19 protein-coding genes are annotated in these 21,342 nt (G+C 51.8%); 9 read left to right on the top strand and 10 right to left on the bottom strand.

Features of this window, described 5'->3' with window-relative positions:
- Nucleotides 1-52: 52 nt before the first annotated feature.
- Nucleotides 53-1,564, top strand: a complete 1,512-nt coding sequence (locus V2154_RS21120) for an aminotransferase-like domain-containing protein (protein WP_353504047.1) — start codon at nt 53-55, stop codon at nt 1,562-1,564.
- 65 nt (nt 1,565-1,629) lie between these two features.
- Nucleotides 1,630-1,992, top strand: a complete 363-nt coding sequence (locus V2154_RS21115; protein ID WP_034794235.1) for a YibL family ribosome-associated protein — start codon at nt 1,630-1,632, stop codon at nt 1,990-1,992.
- Nucleotides 1,993-2,061: 69 nt separating this feature from the next.
- Here the strand turns inward: V2154_RS21115 and V2154_RS21110 are convergent, their stop codons facing one another.
- A complete protein-coding gene (locus tag V2154_RS21110) occupies nt 2,062-3,900 on the bottom strand; it encodes a fibronectin type III domain-containing protein (RefSeq protein ID WP_353503739.1) in 1,839 nt (612 codons plus the stop codon).
- A 404-nt stretch (nt 3,901-4,304) separates the two neighbouring features.
- Here V2154_RS21110 and V2154_RS21105 point away from each other — a divergent pair, with 404 nt between their 5' ends.
- Nucleotides 4,305-5,948 carry a BBE domain-containing protein gene (locus V2154_RS21105; protein ID WP_353503738.1) on the top strand — a complete coding sequence of 548 codons (1,644 nt, stop codon included), beginning with the start codon at nt 4,305-4,307 and terminating at the stop codon, nt 5,946-5,948.
- 125 nt (nt 5,949-6,073) lie between these two features.
- Here V2154_RS21105 and V2154_RS21100 read toward each other — a convergent pair whose 3' ends face one another.
- Nucleotides 6,074-6,667 (bottom strand): lytic polysaccharide monooxygenase, encoded by a 594-nt coding sequence (locus V2154_RS21100; protein ID WP_353503737.1) that lies wholly within the window; start codon nt 6,665-6,667, stop codon nt 6,074-6,076.
- A 346-nt stretch (nt 6,668-7,013) separates the two neighbouring features.
- Here V2154_RS21100 and V2154_RS21095 point away from each other — a divergent pair, with 346 nt between their 5' ends.
- Entirely contained in the window at nt 7,014-7,331 is a 318-nt protein-coding gene (locus V2154_RS21095; RefSeq protein ID WP_353503736.1) for a phage holin, lambda family, read from the top strand.
- Between the two features lie 238 nt (nt 7,332-7,569).
- Entirely contained in the window at nt 7,570-8,295 is a 726-nt protein-coding gene (locus tag V2154_RS21090) for a winged helix-turn-helix domain-containing protein (RefSeq protein ID WP_353503735.1), read from the top strand.
- Between the two features lie 122 nt (nt 8,296-8,417).
- Here V2154_RS21090 and yiiM read toward each other — a convergent pair whose 3' ends face one another.
- From yiiM to fdhD, 4 genes are all read right to left on the bottom strand, one after another.
- Entirely contained in the window at nt 8,418-9,098 is a 681-nt protein-coding gene (gene yiiM / locus V2154_RS21085; RefSeq protein WP_353503734.1) for a 6-hydroxyaminopurine reductase, read from the bottom strand.
- A gap of 116 nt (nt 9,099-9,214) precedes the next feature.
- A complete protein-coding gene (locus tag V2154_RS21080; RefSeq protein WP_353503733.1) occupies nt 9,215-11,155 on the bottom strand; it encodes a methyl-accepting chemotaxis protein in 1,941 nt (646 codons plus the stop codon).
- A 225-nt stretch (nt 11,156-11,380) separates the two neighbouring features.
- Nucleotides 11,381-12,004 carry a superoxide dismutase [Mn] gene (sodA, locus tag V2154_RS21075; RefSeq protein ID WP_034794232.1) on the bottom strand — a complete coding sequence of 208 codons (624 nt, stop codon included), beginning with the start codon at nt 12,002-12,004 and terminating at the stop codon, nt 11,381-11,383.
- A 228-nt stretch (nt 12,005-12,232) separates the two neighbouring features.
- A complete protein-coding gene (gene fdhD / locus V2154_RS21070; protein ID WP_353503732.1) occupies nt 12,233-13,078 on the bottom strand; it encodes a formate dehydrogenase accessory sulfurtransferase FdhD in 846 nt (281 codons plus the stop codon).
- Nucleotides 13,079-13,303: 225 nt separating this feature from the next.
- Here fdhD and V2154_RS21065 point away from each other — a divergent pair, with 225 nt between their 5' ends.
- A complete protein-coding gene (locus tag V2154_RS21065) occupies nt 13,304-13,909 on the top strand; it encodes a glutathione S-transferase (RefSeq protein ID WP_353504046.1) in 606 nt (201 codons plus the stop codon).
- A 178-nt stretch (nt 13,910-14,087) separates the two neighbouring features.
- Nucleotides 14,088-15,626: an acetaldehyde dehydrogenase ExaC gene (exaC, locus tag V2154_RS21060; RefSeq protein ID WP_353503731.1), complete on the top strand. Its 1,539-nt coding sequence runs from the start codon at nt 14,088-14,090 to the stop codon at nt 15,624-15,626.
- A 37-nt stretch (nt 15,627-15,663) separates the two neighbouring features.
- Here the strand turns inward: exaC and V2154_RS21055 are convergent, their stop codons facing one another.
- Nucleotides 15,664-16,902, bottom strand: a complete 1,239-nt coding sequence (locus V2154_RS21055) for an MFS transporter (RefSeq protein ID WP_353503730.1) — start codon at nt 16,900-16,902, stop codon at nt 15,664-15,666.
- A 245-nt stretch (nt 16,903-17,147) separates the two neighbouring features.
- Between V2154_RS21055 and V2154_RS21050 the strand changes: the two genes are divergently transcribed.
- Entirely contained in the window at nt 17,148-18,143 is a 996-nt protein-coding gene (locus tag V2154_RS21050) for an acyltransferase (RefSeq protein ID WP_353503729.1), read from the top strand.
- Here the strand turns inward: V2154_RS21050 and V2154_RS21045 are convergent.
- Together V2154_RS21045 and V2154_RS21040 are read right to left on the bottom strand one after the other, a co-directional pair.
- Entirely contained in the window at nt 18,140-19,060 is a 921-nt protein-coding gene (locus V2154_RS21045; protein ID WP_353503728.1) for a GlxA family transcriptional regulator, read from the bottom strand. The genes V2154_RS21050 and V2154_RS21045 overlap by 4 nt on opposite strands.
- A 42-nt stretch (nt 19,061-19,102) precedes the next feature.
- Nucleotides 19,103-19,657, bottom strand: coding sequence for a cysteine hydrolase family protein (locus V2154_RS21040; RefSeq protein ID WP_353503727.1), 555 nt, complete (start codon nt 19,655-19,657; stop codon nt 19,103-19,105).
- Between the two features lie 282 nt (nt 19,658-19,939).
- On the opposite strand from V2154_RS21040, the gene V2154_RS21035 reads away from it, so the two are divergent.
- Nucleotides 19,940-20,164: a hypothetical protein gene (locus tag V2154_RS21035; RefSeq protein ID WP_353503726.1), complete on the top strand. Its 225-nt coding sequence runs from the start codon at nt 19,940-19,942 to the stop codon at nt 20,162-20,164.
- 69 nt (nt 20,165-20,233) lie between these two features.
- On the opposite strand, the gene idnD is transcribed toward V2154_RS21035, so the two are convergent.
- Entirely contained in the window at nt 20,234-21,265 is a 1,032-nt protein-coding gene (idnD, locus tag V2154_RS21030) for an L-idonate 5-dehydrogenase (protein ID WP_353504045.1), read from the bottom strand.
- Between the last annotated feature and the right edge of the window lie 77 nt (nt 21,266-21,342).

The following is a 21,342-nucleotide window of genomic DNA, read 5'->3' as shown; positions in this document are numbered from 1 at the left end:
CTAAAAATAAACTGTACTCATTCAATTTTGCGGAACTGACACCATGGCCGAGATGCTAACCCCTTTGATCGATGCAAACAGCGCGGGCGACACGCGCTACAACCTGTTGGCCGATAATCTGGCTGAGGCGATTCGGCGCGGCACCTTGCCCGCTGGCAGCCGTTTGCCTTCGGTGCGGCGCTCGGCCCAGACCTATTCGGTCAGCATTAATACCGTGGTGGCGGCCTATCGCCGGTTGGAAGATCGCGGGCTGATTGAAGCGCGGCCGCAGTCGGGATTCTACGTGCGCACGGCGCTCCCGGCCCTGGAGGTGCGGCACTTGCCCCACGGGCCAGCGGCGGAGCCAGCCGACAACGTGCTGGACCTGATCGATACCGTGTTTGCCGCGCAAATCAACCCGGCCTACACCAATCTCTCGCTGGCTTGCCCACAGGCCAACGACTTCTACCCCGGCGCGAAACTGGGGCGCATCATGTCCTCGCTGCTGCGCCGCCAGCCACACTTGATTGGCCAGTACGCGCTGCCGCCGGGGAATCTGCCGCTGCGCCAGCAAATCGCCCGGCGCTCGCTGGCTCTGGGCATGATGCTGGAAGCCTCCGACATCACTCTGACCCACGGCTGTATGGAAGCGCTGCAACTGGCGCTGCGCGTCACCACCCAGCCGGGCGACAGCGTCGGGCTGGAGACGCCGACCTACTTCTATTTGCTGCCGCTGCTGGCGAGCCTTGGGCTGAAAGCGGTGGAAATCCCTACCGATCCGCAGACCGGCCTGTCCCTCGACGCCCTCGAGTTGATGCTCAATGAGAAGCGGCTAAACGCGGTGATCGCCATGCCAACCGCGCAAAACCCGATGGGCTTCACCATGCCGCTGGCGGCGAAAAAACGGCTGGCGCGCCTGATGAACGATCATCGCGTGCCGCTGATAGAAGACGGACTGTATGCCGAAATTCAGTTTAGCGACGCGCTCTCTCCGGCGGTGAAATCCTTCGACAAGTACGGCTGGGTGCTGTTTTGCACCAGCTTCACCAAGACGCTGGCCCCCGATTTTCGCATTGGCTGGATTGCGGGCGGGCGCTTCGCCGACAAACTTCGCAAGCTGAAGGCGGTGTCGTCGATGACCGAGTCCTCTTTGCTGTCGCAAACGCTGGCGGTGTTCCTCGAGTCAGGGGGTTACGACCACCATCTGCGCAGTTTACGCCGCCGCTATGAGGCGCAGGTCGACGAAGCGCGAGCGCTGATTGCGCAATATTTCCCGCAGGGAACTCGCTCCACTCGGCCGATGGGCGGTTTTGTGTTTTGGGTAGATTTCCCGGCGGGCGTGGATACCGTGGCACTCTTTAAGCAGCTGATTGAAGAGAAAATCTGCCTGACGCCGGGCACGCTGTACTCGCCGAGCGGGCGCTACAGCAATGGCCTGCGGCTCTCCTGCTGTTACCCTTTCGACGTGCGTTACACCGCCGCGCTGGCGCGCCTGGGGCAGCGAGCCTGTGAGATGAGCGGCTTGCCGCCGGGGCTGGCGGAAACTACCGATGATGCGCGGGCTGATGAAACCCGCACTTCCTGATACACTAGCGGCTATTGTCTTTAGCAACATCGTGCCCGCTGCGGCACCTACGGGTCGAAAATACTATGAAAGAAGTCGAAAAAGCCGAAATCAAACGCCTCAGTGACATGCTGGACGCGTTGAACCACAAAGATGCGACCGTTATCCAACAGGGTAACGCTGAGCTGATTGCCAAGCATGAAGAAGAGAAAGAGAAGCTGGCGGCCGAAATCGCTCGCCTGAAAGACGTGCGCGTTAAGAAGCTGAGCAAAGAAGCGCAAAAGCTGGAAACGCTGCCATTTAGCCGCGAAATCACTAAGAAAGAGCAGGCCGACATGGGCACGCTGAAGAAAACCGTGCGTGGCATCGTGGTGGTTCACCCGATGACCGCGCTGGGCCGCGAAATGGGCCTGAAAGTGGTGACCGGTTACGCCAAAAAAGCCTTTTGATCAACGTTGCACCCCGAATCTTGTGAGATCCGGGGTGCGGTTGCACACCTAAACTTTAGGTTTATTACCTTATTTCAAAGCATCCAGGAAGGTTGTGGTGTACTCGTAATCCTTAGTTTGCTGAGGATTTTGAGTACAGGTTGCCAGATCGCCCATCCCTGGGAAGTCACGTACCAGCGACCAGATAGATACCAGATTTAGCCCTTTCTGTTTGGAGTATTGCGCGGTCTGCGTTGCGTCCTGGAAGCTGAACATCTCGCCCGCTGCATCGTTCTGACCAATCATTGGGATCACCCCAATCATCTTGTACAGATCGGCTTCTGATTTTGCCGGATAAATCTGTGCCAGATTGGCCTTGGTTCCTTCAATCGCACTCACTGCCGCATCGCCCATATCCAGATTCGCTGGACCGTAGTCCATCGCCATAATCTGTATGCTCAACGTTAAGCCAATTTCTTTGGCGTAGTTGATCATCGCTAGACCTTCGCTTGTCAGGCCAGTGGTCGCAACCGGTAGTGTCAGGCTAAACCACAGTGATGGCTCTTGTTTCTGGGCATCAAGTGCGGCAGGGAAAGCCACCTTGTAGTTATATTGACTAGGGGTTTCAAAATCGAAATCAATATGTTTAACATTGAAATCTTTTTTAAGATCTAGATAGATTTTGGTCAGCTCTGCCTGAGTTTTACAAACTGAAGGGTCAACGCCGCTTGCGCCACCAAAGGCCACGATAGCTTCACCGCCAGCTCGATTAATGATGTCACTGATTGGCTTAATCGCGTTGTAAGGGAAGTAAGAGTTACCCCACATTAGTTGCTTAGTCCCGTTATCAACGACCAAGAAGGCTAAATGGAATTTCTTCACGCCGAGGGCCAATGCTTCGGTGACATATTTGGTGTTGATCGCGGGAGGGGTGGTGGTCCAGTTAGCATTGATGGTGACATCAACATAAGGTGCGAAGCTGATTGAGGTCGCCACAGGATGCAATGTTTTCGCTGAGATCGCCTCGCTATAGGCCGAGATGTTCTTGCTAGCATCAAAGGCAGCTACGCAGAAACTGTATTGCGTATCGGCAGATAAATCGTTCAGGTTGCAAGCTATTGTTGTTACGTCGATAGTCTGGCTAACGCCGCCTTCGGGGGTGTATTTCACTTTATAGCCGGTGACTGCAACGTTGTCCGTAGAGGCATTCCAGCTCAGGGATACTGAAGAATCAGTCACATTATTGACGCTCAGGGCCGTCGGTACACTTGGTGCTGTGGTGTCGATAATAACTTGTTCGGTGGTGACCTGAATGGCAGCAGAAGGTGTGGAGGTATTACCTGCTGCATCTACCGCAACAACTGAAACAGTGTAAGTCGTTGCTGAGGCAAGATTGCGCAGTACAGCGGTTGTACCTGTTGCCACATGAGTTTTTGCCGTTGAACCTGCGGCCTGATAAGACACGACGTAGTGATCAACGCCGATATTATCGGTAGAAGCATTCCAGCTCAAAGAGGCGCTATTGCTGGTTACGCTGAGCGATTTAAGGCCATCAGGAGCCGTTGGCGCAGTGGTATCTGGGTTGGCATTACCGTTAATGGCATCTTTCCCATTAACCCAATAAGCCACTGGCAATACGTTCATATTGCCGCCGTTGGGGAAACTTGCATTTACGGAGAAGGCTAAGGTTTCACCATTGGCGATATTTTGCAGATGTGACACCAGATGGCCGATAAGCATATCGCCAGTCTGGATGAAATCGAAACCGGTATTCGCTGATGCAGTAAAGTGTTGGCCAAGTTGAATTTTTATTTCAGGATTAACTATCGTTGCACCTGTATTATTAGTCATATCAAATTCAAGAGTACCGGACCATGCACTTGCACCATTCCAGCGAGATTTAAAGGTTACGTTAATTTGTTCAGACATTTCGAATCTCCATTTATGTGGTTGTCTCTTATTAAGACGTAATCAACGTAATCCGTAATTCTGTGATAAGGTAATCAGGGTTTCTTAGTAATTGTCACTGGGGTATAAACATAATAATTAAATATGAAGAATCATCAGATCTCATAATCATTTTGATTGCATGAGATTGATTTTATTATGTGTGATCTTTGTGTTTTAGATCATTAGCGCTATCATTCTTTAAATTTATACGGTTAGCCCGCAACAGGTTTTCTCTTGTTCTATTAGACCTTATCAGCCTTTATCTTCACGTGTTGTCACTATTAGGCTAACTGTTAGTCTTTAATCTCCGCTGCTTATTGCCCTTGTAAATTGGCAGAGGAATTAAATTCATAACCTATATAGTCATATCAAAGGGAGATATTATGTCTGATTTTATTTTGGTAGATAAACAAGATACGCGTTATAGCACTTTGCAGAAGGGGTTTAATTTACGATGGCCAACCAGTGGTAATGGAGCTGATTATATTTATGTTTGCCACTCGACACAGGATGTTATAGATGCCGCCAACGATGCACTGTTAAAAGGAAACCGAATCACCGTGCGCAGTGGGGGACATTGTTACGAAGGTTTTGTAGCGAATAAATTATCCGGAGAGGGAGAACAGCCTTTAGCCATTATTGATATTAGCCTGATGACCGGTATGATTTATCGTGAGGAAGGTGATGTCGTTTCTCCTTATGATCAATCTGCAACCTACAAATTCTCATTGTCGAGTGGAAATCAGAACTGGGACGGCTATGTCAATTTGTATAAAGGCGCAAATCGCACCATTCCTGGTGGATCTTGTTATTCTGTCGGGGCAGGTGGTCATATAACCGGAGGCGGTTATGGTCTGCTTTCCCGTATGCATGGCCTGACTGTCGATTGGCTTTCCGGGGTTGATATTCTTATCCCTAATACCTGCGGGAACGGTATGGTGGCAAAACATGTCAATTTGTCTAGCGAGGGTAATGATCGTGATTTATTTATCGCCTGTCGTGGGGGGGGCGGTGGTAATTTTGGCATTGTGCTGAATTACTATTTTGCAGATTTGCCGGTTGCCCCTCAGAAGGCCTATTTGCTGACACTTTCCTATCCCTGGTCTGACTTCATTAGTCAGGATCAGTTCGATAATTTCATGCGCGCTTACTGGCAGTGGTTCGCTGATAATGATGCCGACTGGAATAGCGCGGATCTGGCGAAAGCTAATGGAGGGTTGTTTGCGTTACTGAAAGTTCAGCATCGTTCAACCGGTGATATTAATTTGGTGGTGCAGTATACAGGAATCAATGGCACCGTCGGTGGAATTCAAGATCAGCCCTTTGTTGATTTTGTGAATACAATGAACGCCGCTGCGGGTTTTACTCCACAGGTTCGCCATGAAATACGTTTACACGGTGCTTTGCGCGGTGACGCAGAAATGAGCGCTTCAAAAGGCCATCCTGTTAAAGATGCGCGTCTGATGGACTGGCTATATCTTACACAAACTATTAATGGCTCAGGAGATAACCAACGCGGGAAGTATAAGTCCTGTTATCAGAAGGCTCAGTTTGGCCAGAGGGAATTGGATACGCTGTGGAATTATCTGAACATTACAGGCCGTCCCGAAATGAATCAAATGCTGGTGCAGTTTGATTCTTATGGTGGCTGTGTCAATGTTAATGATGAAATCAACAACCCGACTTCTGTTTTCCAGCGTAGCTCATTACTAAAAGCACAGTTCCAGATATATTGGAAAGATTATAATGATGATGAGATGTTTATCGGCTGGATGCAGGGTTTTTATGCCGCTTACTTCGCAGAATTTGGCGGTAAGCCAATGCTTGGAGATAACTATGAGGGGTGCTATATCAACTATCCTGATATTGACATGAAATATACAGATGAGTCTCGCTATACAGTAGATAAAAATTGGTTAAGACTCTACTACGGAGATAAATCTACTCAGCTTATCGCCACAAAGAATAATGTTGATCCTCACAATATTTTCCGTAATGAACTTTCTATTCCATTAATTAAACCGTAATAAAATAAAGTAAAGCCCTGGCTTCCTTAAGGGCGTCAGGGCTTTTTTATTACCCATGTAAAACCACGCCCCGAGACGTGGTTTGTTTTTAAAATTAACTAAATAATTTTCCCTGAGAGGGAATATTATTTCAGGTTTACGTCTTCAACCTGATAAAAAGCATTGCTGGTATCAGAAATACTCCAGACACCCAGAATAACGTTATAGCCTTTCCGGTCAGCGGGAATAGTACATTTTTGCACAACAGGCGTAGTGGGGACTTGGCCTTTACCATCATAGTGGCAGAAAGGTGTTAAATCGAAATCTGCGCGAGTGAGTGGTTTATTTTGATTCCAGTCTGGTTTAGTAAGATAGTAATCCCAGCTTTCAGTTGCATGTTCCTTGGTAAGGGTCCAGACAAAGTTCATGTCTCCCGTTTTTTGATCTACTTGTTTCCAGCGTGTGGGTGTTTGAGCATCTAACTCATGGTATTGATCTTTACCAGCGCTGGCAATGTGTCCATCAGCCGGCCCTCCTTGCGGGAAACCTTTTGGCCCTTCAAGGCTCTGGGGTTCATACTGGATTGAACCGCAGTCTACGTTGCCTCCCTGACTACATAAAAATGATCGGCTTGCTGGGGAACTAATATAACCGTGAGCACTGGCAGCACCTGCTGACAATAAAAGTGCGGCGCCGATAGCCACAGACAGAATGTTTTTTTCGTTGAATGTAGTTTTCATTGGTATTTCCTTTTTTATACGAGGGGTATTCCTCGTTGAAAATATCTTATCCTTATTTCTCTGTGTGAGAAGTGGGTGTGAGAATAGCTAATTGATAAATGATGTTGCATGAATAGTAACGACGATTTTTAATGTAAATTCATTTTTTAAAATTAAAAATGATAAAAAAGCATTCTATATAAATAATTATTAATTGTTCCCATGTTTTATTTAACTGCGTGAGGTTTGTTGGCTTGAATGTTATTTTATACAATATTTATTTTTTTAATAAAATAAGAGGTGCATGCTTATATTGAAGGGGTAATATGTCCCCATAGAGTCCGAGTTATAATTGACGGAGTCAGTGATGCATAAGTATATAGGTCTAGTTCGCGGCTTGTTTACAGGTTTTTCTTCAGAAAGTCGGCAATCAATGATTGATGCCCTGTTATCTGTTTCGATGGCAGTTCTGCACGATATTTATCGTAATATGAGATTGCGTAGATGTTTTTTAGATGCTGCGATGTGCGGGCTTTTCGCATGGGGAGCCAGAGACATTATTATGATAATGGGATGGGGTTTGGAGTGGGCCGATATCGTAAGTGTAATAATTGGTTTTTTGGGAGTTGATTATATCGGTCATATTTTAAGAATTATTATTGGTCGATTGATTAATGTGAAATAAAAACGAAATACAGTAACATACCTCACAACCATGTAGCACTAAGCGTGATCTTTTAACATTAACTGATATTATGAAAACTTATTTTTTTTACATATAGAAACATAATATAATTATTATGGAATATAACTCACTCATTAATCTACTTTCTTACATCTTCATATGAATAATCATAAAAAGCTAGTGACATGCTAGTTGTTGTCACTAAAATGCAGGTGGATAAATAACATGGAACTATATAATGAATAGCAAGTTTATTATAAATAATATCATCTGTTTTGATGCGGATGATTTTACAGTTACCAGTATTACCAACAATACTTGTCGATGCCTTGCTGGGGTGAAAGGGCGTTGTCTTCTCGTATTGTTAGAATCAAAGGATAATGAGGTTACGACTAAAAAACAACTTCATTTTGACGTATGGGAAAAGTTTGGTTTTTATTCCAACGATAATTGTCTTCTACAAACTATATATTCTTTACGTAAGGAGTTAAAACAGTTAGGGCTGGAGGATATAATACTTACCTCCCCACGGTTAGGTTATAAGATAAATCCCAACTATGAGATAAGTATTTTATCAGAGAAGCTCCTTTCTGCAGGAGAGGCGATTGAGATGCATAATAATTGCCTTGTACAACAATATACAGAACCTCCCGTTACAGGGCTTGAGAGTAAAAATGCAATAACAATGATTTCTAGCCGGGTACCACCACCAGTATTAAAAAGCACAATGCTCGCAGTAATTCTTTTTTCCCTGTCGATCATATTATATATTGGTCTTCAGGAGCATGATGTATATCTGATTGGGAGTAAAGAGAGAATATCGCGACTCGAGTCAATGCATAAAGATCACAAGATCAATACTAAGAAATATTTACAGACCTGTAAGCCAAGCGATATTGAATCTACAACAGATGCAGACGTTTTTATTTGTAATAGCGATTTTGAAAACCAGAAAATTTTATAGCAGTAATTATTATATTCACCTGATTCGACACGTCCTCTGGTGGGGAAGTTAAGTTGCCCCACCAGATACCACGATATTGATATGGGTTAACATTATGTCTTTTTCAGCTATTTAACATGACGTTATTTACCCGCCGAACCAAACAACCTTCTGCCAAAATCCTCAATCTTGCGATTAATCAGCCGCATCTGCATGGTTTTATTCCAGCTGGCGGACAGCCCCGCTGCGTTCATTAATCGGCGATACTGCTCTTCGTCGAAAGGCATGTTGAAAGCGATGGAAATCGCCTCAGCCACCGACACGTCGCTGTTGCGGGTCATCAATTCAAAGGGTTTATCTCCGCTCACGCTGCCAGTGGCGATCACGCGGTAGAGCCAGCCGCATTTACCGGTGTCTTGTAGCACCTGCGACATCTGCGGGCAGTGCAAAAAGGTATTGAGCTTGTAGCAGGGGGATCGCGGCTGAGTGACCTGAATCAGCGCGTCGCCCCAACGGAAAATATCGCCGATAAAGACGTTAGCTTCGGTCAGGCCGAGGGTGGATAAATTTTCTCCAAAGGCGGGCGGATGGAAACGCTCTTCCTGCTCGGGAAAGTGCTGGCGCAGCCACGCATAGTGCTCGCGGGGGAAGTGGCATAAGGCGCGATCTGGCCCGCCGTGGTAGCTGCTTTCGGCCTGCTCGTCACCTTCTAACCCTAGCGCTTTGAGCTGTAAAATACCGTCTACCTGCCGCTTGCCGATGTCGCTCGGTCGGTCATTGTCATAGGGTTTGACCGCGCCGATATACACGTCCGGGTAATGCATAAAAACCTCCTGTCATGTCGTTGCCCCTGGTGCTTCAGCATACCCCGCAATTGCCCGGCTAAACAGGCGAAAAAAATGCGCCCGATGGGGCGCATTTCACGGGGAGGGCGACAGGCTTAGAAAGTTTCCCAATTATCCTGACTGACACCCGCCGGGCGCGGCAGCAGCGGAGACTGCAACTGCGGCGCGCGCGGAGTGACTGACGCACTCTTGCTGTCACTGTCCGACAGGCGGAACACCGACACGGCTTCGGTCAGCAGGCGTGACTGCTCTTCGAGAGAGTCGGCGGCGGCGGCAGACTGCTCAACCAGCGCGGCGTTCTGCTGGGTGGTGCTGTCCATCTCGACAATGGCTTGGGAAATCTGCGTGATGCCCCGGCTCTGCTCGTCAGACGCGGAGGCAATCTCGCCCATAATGTCGCGCACGTTGGTCACCGACTGCACGATATCCTGCATGGTGCGCCCGGTACTTTCGACCAGCTTGGCCCCGGTATTCACTCGCTCGACCGACTCGGCAATCAACCCTTCAATCTCTTTGGCGGCCTGCGCGCTGCGCTGGGCCAGCGTGCGAACTTCAGAAGCCACCACCGAGAAGCCGCGTCCTTGCTCACCGGCGCGGGCAGCTTCCACCGCCGCGTTCAGCGCCAGAATGTTGGTCTGGAAGGCGATACCGTTGATAACGGAGGTTATCTCGGCGATGCGCTTGGAGCTGCTGGAGATCTGTTGCATGGTGAGCACCACGTCGCCGACCTGCTTGCCGCCGAGGGTGGCGGTTTGCGAGGCGTCAGAGGCCAGTTTGCTGGCATGGTGGGCGTTCTCGGCGTTTTGTTTCACTGTCGAGCTGAGCTGCTCCATGCTGGCGGCGGTCTCTTCCACTGCCGCCGCCTGCTGCTCGGTGCGCGAGGATAAATCAGTATTCCCCGCGGCAATTTCCGCCGCCGCGTGGGACACCTGACCGACCCCCGTGCGAATTTCATAAATCATATTGCGCAGGTTCTGGCTCATTCCGGCCACGGCGTTCATTAACATGCCCAGCTCGTCGCGGCGGGCGGTAGGCTGCGCCGCCGTGAGATCCCCCTTGGCAATCAGCTCGGCGGTGGCCAGCGTGGCGCGCAGCGGATGGGTTAACTGGCGGGTGATGTGCCACGAGAACAGGGTGCCGATAACCAGCACCGCCAGCGTAATAATACCCATCAGCATCAGCGCTTTGTTGATGTCGGCGTGGGTGCTCTCCAGCTCGTTTTTGAAGATATCAGCCACTAATGCGTTCATATCATTAGCTTTTACCGCCAAGATTTGCGAGGCCGCCTTCTCGCGCTCGACGGCAGGCAGGTAAGCCACGACGTGTGATTTATAGCTCGCCAGCGCGTTCATCAGCGGCGCCAGCGTCTCTTGCTGGTTTGGCAACAGCAGGGCGTTGAGCTTGGTGGCATTGGCCTTGGTATCGTCAATCGCCTGCAATAATGGCACTTCTGACGCCTGAGTTGGGCTGAGCAGCAGCCCGCGGACGTAATAGCGGATGCTGATCAGCTTCTGAATCACTTCAGAAAGCGACATGCGAATCGACGGATCTACATCTTCTACCCGCAGCTGTTCTTGCAAGCGTTTGAGGATGTCCTCAGTGTCCGACAAGTTCCAGCTCTTGCGCACCGCGTCTTTTTCATCCACCGCGTGTTTGAAAGCCGCCTGCGCCTGTTTGTATTCACTAATTTTTACTGGCACCTGATCTAAATTGGCTTGATTCTTCGGCTCCCAGCTCATCTTGCCTTTGGACTCTTGTAGTAACTGCTCAACTTGGCCGATAAGTTGCTGGTTTTTCTCCAGATAAACGGGGTCGTAATTGAATTGGTATAAGGTGCGATTAAGACGTGCGTCGTGCAATAAGGTATTAATTTGATTGCTGAAATCGACCTTATCGGCCCGCTGGTCGATGCTTTTGAACTTCATCATCCCCACGGCGGATATCACCACGGCAATCAGCAAAATAAACCCCAGGCCCAGCCCGAGTTTGGTGCCGACTTTTAGATTATCGATGCGTTGTACTAAACCCATTCCCATCAGTATTTTCCCCCAACGTCCATGCTTAAAAAGAGATGCCTTTGTGAAGGGTCTATCGGAATGACTTAAGCCAAACTTTAGGGGGGTGAGGCAGGATATTTAAGAAGTGCGAGCAAGGTCTGAAAATTGAGAGAAAAGGCTGCAATAAGGGGGCGAAAAATGGGCGTAAAAAAGGCGGGGAAGCCCCCGCCTAATGTGCGTTGCTGAACCCCAAGGGGCGCGAAATTACTTCGCTTCAGCCAGACGTTTTGCCGCTTCGTCCCAGTTCACAACATCCCAGAATGCTTTGATGTAGTCAGGGCGTTTGTTCTGATATTTCAGGTAGTAAGCGTGTTCCCAAACGTCCAGACCCAGCAGAGGGTAGCCAGATGCGCCAGAGATTGCTTCACCCATCAGCGGGCTGTCTTGGTTAGCAGTAGAAACTACCGCCAGTTTGCCGTCGGTTTTCAGCACCAGCCACGCCCAGCCTGAGCCGAAACGAGTAGTTGCTGCTTTCTCGAAGGTTTCTTTGAAAGCGTCAACGCTGCCGAAGTCACGTTCGATTGCCGCTTTCAGGTCGCCCTGCAGGGTGGTACCGGTTTTCAGGCCTTTCCAGAACAGGCTGTGGTTAGCGTGGCCACCTGCGTTGTTGCGCAGAGCAACTTTCTTGTCAGCTGGCACTTTGTCCAGGTTGGCAATCAGTTCTTCAACAGACAGTTTTGCCAGTTCTGGCAAGCTTTCCAGCGCAGCGTTAGCGTTGTTAACGTAGGTCTGGTGGTGTTTAGTGTGATGGATTTCCATCGTCTGTTTGTCGAAATGCGGTTCGAGTGCGTCGTATGCGTAAGGCAGTGATGGCAGTGAATAACTCATGTTCATCGTCTCCATAGTGTAGGGCGGCACCGTCATTGTGAGCACCGCGTAATCAGTAGGATCATTATAGTTAATTAAATGATATTGAAAATGATTATCTATGCTCCGCACTTTGTGCGGGTATTGTCTCAGGCCCGTCAGGCGGGGCTTTCGGCCGCCCTTAGAGCAAGTACAAATAAGCTGGTAATAAACAATCTAACGCTGAATTGAGAGCAATCCGACGCGGGCTCAGCCCCTCAACCTCTGTGGATGAGTATAGACCGTCGCCCGCCCCGGCTTGCTGAAGCCGACCAGCGTCAGGTTACAGCGTTCGGCGACATCCACCGCCAGTTGCGTGGCGGCGGAGACGGCAAACAGAATTTCGACGCCGCACATTGCGGCTTTCTGCACCATTTCATAGCTGGCGCGGCTCGATACCAGCGCCGCGCCCTGCTGCCAGTCGGCTTTCTTGGCCCGCACGCCGAGGATTTTATCCAGCGCGACGTGGCGACCGACGTCTTCACAGCCGCCGAGCAGTTCGCCCTGAGGGCTAATCCATGCGCCGGCGTGAGTGCAGCCGGTGAGCTGGCCGATGGTTTGCACCGATTTCAACTGGCTCAGCGCCTGATCTAACAGGGCTAAATCAAAGGTTTGAGTAAAGGGCAGCGGCTTGAGCGGGCGGAACAGATCGCCGAGTTGCTCAATGCCACACACGCCGCAGCCGGTGCGTCCGGCCATCGCGCGGCGGCGCTCTTTTAAACCGCTAAAACGTCGGGTTGATAACTCGATGTTAACTTCGATGCCATTGCAGTTGGATGACACATCCATACCGTACATGTCAGAGACGGATTCGATAATGCCTTCTGATAAAGAAAATCCGAGCGCGAAGGCGTCGAGATCTTTTGGCGACGCCATCATCACCACGTGAGAGATGCCGTTGTAGACCAGTGCGACCGGCACTTCTTCGGCGATCCAGTCATCTTCTGGCGCATCCAGATGCCCGCGCTGCATCACCGGCTTGCGGGTCGCCCCGACAATCGCCGTCAGGGTCTGATCGCCTTTTTCGTCAGAAGGGTTCTGGCGCAGAACATCCATCGAAATAACCTTTTAAACACTACGAAATTTAAACAATATTTTAACGCTTCGCTTCTCAGAGGGGAAAGCCTGATTGCGCAAAACCGAGGCTGACGCGGCAGAAAGGCATTTTTGGTGTAGGACGCGTGAAGGGCAATTCTTAAAAATGGCGCTTTGCGCGGCGTAGTTTGGTAAAGCGGGGCTTGGCTGCTAGCTTTAAAATAGGTCTTAACGCGGGAGAATATGATGAAGCTAGTCGGCAGCTACACCAGTCCATACGTGCGTAAAATCTCAGTCATGCTGCTGGAGAAGGGCATTCCTTTTGAGTTTGTGAATGACCCGCCGAGCGAGCCGGGCAGCAAAATCACCGACTATAACCCGCTGGGCAAAGTGCCCGCGCTGGTCACTGACGAGGGCGAGGTGTTTTACGATTCGCCGATCATCGTGCAGTTTATCGAGTTGCAGAATGCTTCCCCTACGCTGCTGCCCTGGCAGCCGCTGGAGGCATTGCGGGTTAAACAGATTGAGGCGCTGGCCGATGGCGTGACCGACGCCGCCGTGGCGCTGGTGTTAGAGAGCAAGCGCGATGCTGACAAACGTAATGAAGAGTGGGTGGTGAAACAGCGCGCCAAGGTGCTGCGCGGCCTCGACACCCTTGAGCAGCATGCCAAAAACTGCACGTTGTTGAATGGCGAAAGCCTGAACGTGGCGGATATCGCCGTCGCCTGCGCACTGGGATATATCAACTATCGCCGCGTGGCGCCCGGCTGGTGCGTCGAGCGCCCGAAGCTGGTTTCGCTGGTAGAGCGCCTGTTCCAGCGCGAAAGCTTTTCCCGCACTGCGCCGCCTTAATCCAGCCTCTTCTTGCAGATTCATCCCCCTTTGAGCATCTCGTGCGCCTCCGGCTGAAAAGTTGTGAGGCCGCTCGAAGAGTTCCCTTTACATCCCGCCCTCCATCTCCTCACTGCCTACGCTTTATACAGCATTCTGCGTTTTACTCTCGCTCAAGGCAGCATAAAGGAGATTCACCATGGCTTATGACAAGACCCCGCACGCCGTAAAACCCGAAGAGTATGGTTTCCCGCTGAAACTGAAAAAACGTTATGACAACTTTATCGGCGGCGAGTGGGTCGCGCCGGTGAAGGGCGAATACTATTCCAACCTGACGCCAATTACCGGCGAGGCGCTGTGCGAAGTGGCCAGCTCCAGCAAAGATGATATTGAACTGGCGCTGGACGCCGCCCACGCCGCCAAAGCCGCATGGGGCAAGACCTCAGTGCAGGAGCGCGCCAATCTGCTGCTCAAAGTCGCTGACCGTATGGAGCAAAATCTCGAGCTGCTGGCGAATGCCGAAACCTGGGATAACGGTAAGCCGATCCGCGAAACCTCGGGGGCCGATGTGCCGTTGGCTATTGACCATTTCCGCTATTTCGCCTCTTGCGTCCGTGCGCAGGAAGGGGGCATCAGTGAAATCGACAGCGAAACCGTGGCTTACCATTTCCACGAACCGCTGGGCGTGGTGGCACAGATCATTCCGTGGAACTTTCCCCTGCTGATGGCCTGCTGGAAGATGGCACCGGCGCTGGCGGCGGGTAACTGCATTGTGATGAAACCTGCCAAGCTGACCCCGCTTTCCGTGCTGCTGCTGATGGATCTGCTGAAAGACATTCTGCCCGCTGGAGTCATCAACGTGGTTAACGGCGCGGGGGGCGAGATTGGCGAATATCTGGCGACGTCTAAACGCATCGCCAAAGTGGCCTTTACCGGCTCCACCGAAGTGGGCCAGCAGATTGCCGGATACGCCGCGCAAAACCTGATCCCCGCCACGCTGGAGCTGGGCGGCAAGTCGCCGAACATCTTCTTTGCGGACGTAATGGACAAAGAAGACAGCTTCTTCGACAAGGCGCTGGAGGGCTTCACCCTGTTTGCCTTTAACCAGGGCGAGGTCTGTACCTGCCCGAGCCGCGCCTTGGTGCAAGAGTCAATTTACGAACGCTTTATGGAAAGGGCGATCAAGCGCGTGGAGGCTATTCGCACCGGCAACCCGCTGGACGCGGATACCCAGATGGGCGCGCAGGTGTCGGCGGGCCAGATGAAAACCATTCTGGACTATATCGAAATCGGCAAGAAAGAGGGCGCTCAGGTGCTGACCGGCGGTGCACGCAAGAAACTGGAAGGCTCGCTCAATGAGGGTTATTACCTGCAACCGACCATCTTGCTGGGTAAAAACAACATGCGCGTGTTCCAGGAGGAGATCTTCGGGCCGGTGCTAGCGGTCACTACCTTTAAAGACATGGACGAGGCGCTGGAGATTGCCAACGATACGGCTTACGGGCTGGGAGCTGGGGTGTGGAGCCGCGACGGCAGCGTGGCCTACCACATGGGGCGGAACTTGCAGGCGGGGCGCGTTTGGACCAACTGTTACCATGCCTATCCGGCCCATGCGGCCTTCGGCGGCTATAAACAGTCCGGTATCGGGCGCGAAACCCACAAGATGATGTTGGACCACTATCAGCAGACCAAGTGCCTGCTGGTCAGTTATTCCGACAAGCCGATGGGGCTGTTTTAAGCATAAAAGAAGGTCCGCTATTGCGGACCTTTTTCTGCTACACCACGCTATTCGGTGCGACGAACACCTGACGGCGGCGGATAAACACGGCCACTAAGGCTAACCAGCACAGTCCGCTTATCAGGTTGAAAAGGTTAAATAAACCACTTCCCCCCTCGACGTAAGCCACTTTCGCCAGCTCAATGCCCAGCGTAAACACCGCCATGCTGATCATCCCCATCGCGGCGGATACCGTGCCTTTGCTCATGGTGCTGGAGAACAGCGTTAAGCGATATAAGCCGGCGTTAGCCACCCCAATGCCGAAAGCGTAGAGGCTCAGCCCTGCGGTCATCCAGAAGTAGGCGTGGCCCGACAGCAGGGTGGCCGCCGCGGCAATAATCAGTCCGACTACCATGGGTCCGGCACCCAGCTTGATTAACTGCTCGACGCTGCGTTTGCCGGTCAGCTTCGCCAGCGTGATATTACCGATGATGAGCGCGCCGAAAATCGGCACCTGCAACAGGCCGTACTCAAACGGTGGCAGGCCTTCGCCGCTGATCAGAATCACCGGAGATTGGGCAATCCACGCCAGCAGCGGCAGGCTGGCAAAGCCAATGGCGAGCGCGCCGCACAGGAACTGACGGTTTTTCAGCACCTCTTTATAGTCTTTCCACAGGCTCTTCATGGAGAAGCTTTCGCCCAGGCGCGATGCGGTTTCCGGCATTGATTTCCACAGGCCCCAGAAGGCAATGGCGGCCAGCAGGGCGAACAGCACGAACATGGTTTCCCAAGGCGCGAACTGCACCAGCGCGGCTCCGGCCAGCGGCCCGAGTAGCGGCGCTATCAGCGCGACGTTAGCCATCATGGCGGTGATTTTAATGCACACCGACTCTTCGAAAGATTCCTGAATCGCTGCATACCCCACCGCGCCGATAAAGCACAGGCTAATCCCCTGCAAAAAGCGCATCACCATAAATTGCTCGATGCTTTGGGCGAACAAAATCGCCAGACAGGTTACGATGAAGAAACCGACCCCGGCCAGCATCACCGGCCGACGCCCACGGCGATCCGACAGCGGCCCGAGCAGCCATTGCAGGAACATGCCGCCAGCTAAATAGGCGGTCATCGAGGTTGGAACCCACTCTTCGCCAGCGTTAAAATTCGCCACCACGGCCAGCATGCCGGGTTGGATCATATCGTTGCCGATATAAGTGGCGAATTCAAAAAGCACCAGACAAAGCGGGAACAGAAGCGCCCGCCGATCCAAAAGGGACGCGGTATTTGGAGAGTTATGCATGTTGTTATTTCACGACGTAAGGCTAGATCATGGGAAACTAGCAAGAAAATAGGGACTGTCCGGGCGGGTAACGCAGGCGGGGCAGTAATGGCGGCTATTTTGCCGATTTTTTGAACTAAGCGCAATCCTCTTTTTGTGTTTAGCACTTTCTGAGAATGTCACTTTTAGCTTGTTAGCCCAGTTAAAGCTCATTAACCTGCTAATAAAGGTAGAAAGTGAAGGTCTTTGTAGGAATAAAGAGTTTAATGAATCAGAAAATCAGCTGGATAGACAATTTGCGAGCGGTGGCCTGCATGATGGTGGTGATGATCCACGCCAGCACGGCGCAGGTAGTGAATTTCGCCGCCATCCATACTCTTGATTGGACCCTCGCTAATCTGCTCAATTCCACCTCGCGCGTCTGCGTGCCGCTGTTTTTCATGATTTCGGGCTATCTGTTTTTCGGCGAAAAAAGTGCGGAGAAACGCCATTTCCTGCGTATCGGTTTATGCCTGTTGTTCTATAGCGCGGTGTCGCTGATTTACATCTTAAGTTTTACAAATGTTGGTTTTTGGCCTTCTTTACGTCTTATTCTGCAAAAGCCGGTGTTTTACCACCTCTGGTTCTTCTACGCCATTGTGGTGATTTACCTGCTCTCCCCACTGATCAACGTCAAACAGGTGTCGGGTAAGTATCTGCTGGTGGCCGGGCTGCTGCTTGGCGTGCTGGCTAACCCACAGCTTCCGGCGCTGCGCATTGACCGAGTGGCGATTTTGCCACTCAACCTGTATATCGGCGGCAACACCTTCTATTACGTGCTCTATGCGCTGATGGGGCGGGCGATGGGCATGATGAATACGCAGAAAAGCGGCGTCACGCCCGTGGCCTGCGGGCTGTTTATCCTCAGCACGCTGGGCGTGGCTTGGGGGACATTCCACCAGTCGCTGATCAACCAGAATTTCGCCGACACCTACTATGTTTACACCGGCCCGCTGGTGTTTATCTCGGCGATTTCGCTTTTCGTTATCGGCAAGAACGCGCTGGATTCGCGAGTGCTGCCCGGGCTAGGAATCATCTCGCGCCATTCACTGGCGATCTACGGCTTTCACGCGCTGATCATCATCGGCCTGCGCGGTGCGCACATTGGCTTTCCGCAGTGGCCGTTGGTCAATATCGCCTTCCTGTTCCTGTGCGGCCTGCTGGGAGGCCTTGGGTTGGCAGTGCTGCTGGCGAAAATCGACCGCCGAAAATGGGTCAGTTAGTGCCCACTCGGCCATCTCTCCTGTGCCCGCCGTAACTGCCTGCCGGAGGTAAATCCGGCGGCGAGGGCGGCTTTTTCAACCCCAAAACCCTGTTGCAGCCGCTGCTGGGCGACGGCGATACGCAACTGCTCATGGTAGTCGCGCACGCTGATCCCCAGGTGCTGGCGGAACAGGCGCGTCAGATGCCGCCCGCTGACATGGGCCTTCGCGGCAATCTCCTCCAGCTGCCACGGCGCTTCTGGCGTGGCTGACATCAGGTTTTGCGCGCGATGCACGGCGGGGTGAATGTGATTGCGATATCTCAGCCACGGCGAAAGCTGCGGGTCATCCCCGGCGCGGCGAAAATAGACCACCATCTCGCGGGCCACGTCCAGCGCGGCCTGCGCGCCTAGCCGGCTGGAAATGATGTGCAGCGTCAGATCTATCCCCGCCGTGATGCCCGCGCTGGTCAGCACAAAACGGTCTTCGACAAAAATGCGATTGTCTTTCACCTGCGCGCTGGGCACTTGTTGCTTTAGACGCGCGATCACGTCGTGGTGAGTGGTGCACTGGTAGCCGTCGAGCAATCCCGCTTGACCCGCCAACAGGCTGCCGGAGCAGATACACACCAGCGTCACCTCTCCCTGTTCAATCGCCGCTTTTTGCTGTTTGAGCCAGTCGCGCACTTGCACTGCGGCGGGCGTGGCGAAGTTTTCCGCCGAATGCTCAACGCCCGGAATAACAATGATACTTCCACTGGCGAAGGAGGTCGGTAAGGGCTGCAGGCTGCCCACTTTCAGCCCGGTGGAGGTTTCTGCTTCGGTGAGCGGGCTGATGTAATGCAGACGAAACTGCCCGGTCAGGCGCAAAGCCTCGCCGGGGCCGACTAAATCCAGCGCCATCACGCCCGGGAGCGTGACAAAGTAAACGTCTTGCATGGTGAAACCTCTTGGCTAACTCACGGCTGCGAAATCCCATCTTCACACAGCTTGGTCAAGCTCCGCCAGCGCGCCGTCGACGTCGGTGATGGTGGCAAATCGGTCCGCCAGAACCAGCTCGGTGCGACGTTTAATGGCATCCGTGGAGAAGGTTTCCCCGCTGGCGTGGGTCATCGGGAAGGTCAGCGTCGCCTCAGTGACATAAGTCACGGCATAACCGATGTCAGACGCCACGCGGGTGGTGGTTTCGCAGCACTGCTCGGTGCGCGCTCCGGCAATAATCAGGTGAGTAATACCCTGTTCTTGCAGCCATTCGTGTAGACCGGACTCCAGCAACGCGTTGTGCACGTGCTTGTGGAAGACTTTGGTTGGCGTATGTCGCAGGAAGGGCATCGGCGTAACCAGCCCGGACTCCAGCGAGAACACGCCTTCAGGATTGACGTGGAAGACATCAATAACCGGCACGCCGCGCGTTTGGCAGCCGTCGATCAGTCGGTTCAACGCCTGTTGGAATGCGGGTAAATCCTCTTCTTGCCAGAAAGGGCGGTGCTCGAAGGAGCGTTGAACGTCGATATTTAATAAAGCGCTGCGGGTCATTTTAGGACTCCATCTCATGGGTGTGAAACCAGTGTGCGCCTGAAAAGATGGGAAGGACATGCCAAAAACGGACATCATGCTGGCGGAAAGGGACGAACTGCGATGAGGATAATTCGGCGGGTTTTAGTTAAGGACAATTCTAATTATGTCTCGCGATTAATCCTGTAATGCATTGTTTAAATAGAGTTTATTGGTTTTCCCCCTGACTTGAGTATTAAAGTGATTCGGCAGAACAAGGTTGTTCTGCGATTTACCAATATCAATCTAAATGGAGATGTAAAAATGCGTACATTAGAAAAGCATGAGTTGAACGAAGTGTCTGGCGCCGGTCTGTTAAGTGATGTGGGCGCTCTGCTGGATAACGGTTTAGATCAAATCGGCTCTCTGATTAACGGCACCACCAAGCCGACGGGTACTAATACTTTCGGCGTTGAAGTGGGTAATATTGTTGAATCAACAATCAAATCTGTAGCTGACATGTTCTGCGGCTTCTTCAAGCGTAAATAATAAATGGAGGGGAGAGTTTTGGCTCTCCCCTTTTTTGACGATTAAAGGCCTAACTCGCCGGAACATCCATTAGAACACCAGCTGCACCTTAGAGGCTTTGGATTTATCCATCGCGAATTCCAGCGCTTCCACCAAATCTCCTTGTGGGAACTCCGCAGACAGCAGCGGCATCGGGTCAACCGTTTTATTTGCCAGCCACTCAACCGCCGTTTTGAACTCTTCCGTGAAGCGGAAGCTGCCGACCCAGTTAATTTCCTTAGCAATCAACATCATCAGCGGGAAGTCATTCACCGCACCACCCATACCCACCTGCACCAGCGTGCCTCGCGCGCGGGTTAACTCCAGACAGCGGCGGATAGACGACGGATGGCCTGAGGCATCGAAAGAGACGTCAAAATAGCCTTTTTCCGCCTGATAGGGCGCGAAGTCGCCTTTTGCGGCATCAAGTGCAATATTGGCACCCATTTCTTGTGCCAGGCTCAGGCAGCGTTCACTCAGATCGGCGCAAACAATCTCCTTCGCGCCTTTGGCTTTGGCGGCAGCGACAATCAGGCTGCCAATTGGCCCAACGCCTGAGACAAACACCGTTTTACCCTTGATATCACCAGCCTGATTAACGGCGTGGATAGCCACGGCCAGCGGCTCGGCAAACACCATCAGGCGATCGCTAACCTGATTATCGAAGGCGATACACTGCTCGCTGTCGACAATTTTATATTGGGTGAAAGCCCCGTTGATGTGCGGGAAATACATGGCGCTGCCGAAGAATTTCATGGTAGTACACTGGTTTTCATCACCAGAAAGGCAGTATTTACAGGATTTACAGGGCTTGCTGGGGTTCAACGCCACTTTTTGGCCGGGTTTAAGGCGAGCGGTGTCTGATTTTTCCACCACGCCAACCACTTCATGGCCCAAAACCATGGCTTCTCGCACTTTGAAATCACCAACCTGACCATGCTCGTAGTAATGCAGGTCAGAACCGCAGATGCCGCCGCGAGTGACTTTTACCAGCGTGCCCTGGCCCTGATAATCGATCTGCTGCTCGACCACGGAGACATCTTTTTTGCCGGTGACCACGCAGGATTGGGTGTCAATCTTCATCATAGTTTTGCTCTTTATTAGGTGCTTTGCCGCTGCGTTTTACAGCAGGAATGCTGCCAGTAAAGAGGGTTTATGGC

This window comes from Ewingella sp. CoE-038-23 (assembly GCF_040419245.1).
Lineage (GTDB): Bacteria > Pseudomonadota > Gammaproteobacteria > Enterobacterales > Enterobacteriaceae > Ewingella > Ewingella allii.
Note: the sequence above shows the minus strand (reverse complement) of the source record. Positions and strands in the feature narration are given on the sequence as shown.

Coding starts and splice junctions, on each gene's coding strand:
- V2154_RS21120 (WP_353504047.1), top strand. CDS start 53: ATGCTAACCCCTTTGATCGATGCAAACAGCGCGGGCGACACGCGCTAC.
- V2154_RS21115 (WP_034794235.1), top strand. CDS start 1,630: ATGAAAGAAGTCGAAAAAGCCGAAATCAAACGCCTCAGTGACATGCTG.
- V2154_RS21110 (WP_353503739.1), bottom strand. CDS start 3,900: ATGTCTGAACAAATTAACGTAACCTTTAAATCTCGCTGGAATGGTGCA.
- V2154_RS21105 (WP_353503738.1), top strand. CDS start 4,305: ATGTCTGATTTTATTTTGGTAGATAAACAAGATACGCGTTATAGCACT.
- V2154_RS21100 (WP_353503737.1), bottom strand. CDS start 6,667: ATGAAAACTACATTCAACGAAAAAAACATTCTGTCTGTGGCTATCGGC.
- V2154_RS21095 (WP_353503736.1), top strand. CDS start 7,014: ATGCATAAGTATATAGGTCTAGTTCGCGGCTTGTTTACAGGTTTTTCT.
- V2154_RS21090 (WP_353503735.1), top strand. CDS start 7,570: ATGAATAGCAAGTTTATTATAAATAATATCATCTGTTTTGATGCGGAT.
- yiiM (WP_353503734.1), bottom strand. CDS start 9,098: ATGCATTACCCGGACGTGTATATCGGCGCGGTCAAACCCTATGACAAT.
- V2154_RS21080 (WP_353503733.1), bottom strand. CDS start 11,155: ATGGGAATGGGTTTAGTACAACGCATCGATAATCTAAAAGTCGGCACC.
- sodA (WP_034794232.1), bottom strand. CDS start 12,004: ATGAGTTATTCACTGCCATCACTGCCTTACGCATACGACGCACTCGAA.
- fdhD (WP_353503732.1), bottom strand. CDS start 13,078: ATGGATGTTCTGCGCCAGAACCCTTCTGACGAAAAAGGCGATCAGACC.
- V2154_RS21065 (WP_353504046.1), top strand. CDS start 13,304: ATGAAGCTAGTCGGCAGCTACACCAGTCCATACGTGCGTAAAATCTCA.
- exaC (WP_353503731.1), top strand. CDS start 14,088: ATGGCTTATGACAAGACCCCGCACGCCGTAAAACCCGAAGAGTATGGT.
- V2154_RS21055 (WP_353503730.1), bottom strand. CDS start 16,902: ATGCATAACTCTCCAAATACCGCGTCCCTTTTGGATCGGCGGGCGCTT.
- V2154_RS21050 (WP_353503729.1), top strand. CDS start 17,148: ATGAATCAGAAAATCAGCTGGATAGACAATTTGCGAGCGGTGGCCTGC.
- V2154_RS21045 (WP_353503728.1), bottom strand. CDS start 19,060: ATGCAAGACGTTTACTTTGTCACGCTCCCGGGCGTGATGGCGCTGGAT.
- V2154_RS21040 (WP_353503727.1), bottom strand. CDS start 19,657: ATGACCCGCAGCGCTTTATTAAATATCGACGTTCAACGCTCCTTCGAG.
- V2154_RS21035 (WP_353503726.1), top strand. CDS start 19,940: ATGCGTACATTAGAAAAGCATGAGTTGAACGAAGTGTCTGGCGCCGGT.
- idnD (WP_353504045.1), bottom strand. CDS start 21,265: ATGAAGATTGACACCCAATCCTGCGTGGTCACCGGCAAAAAAGATGTC.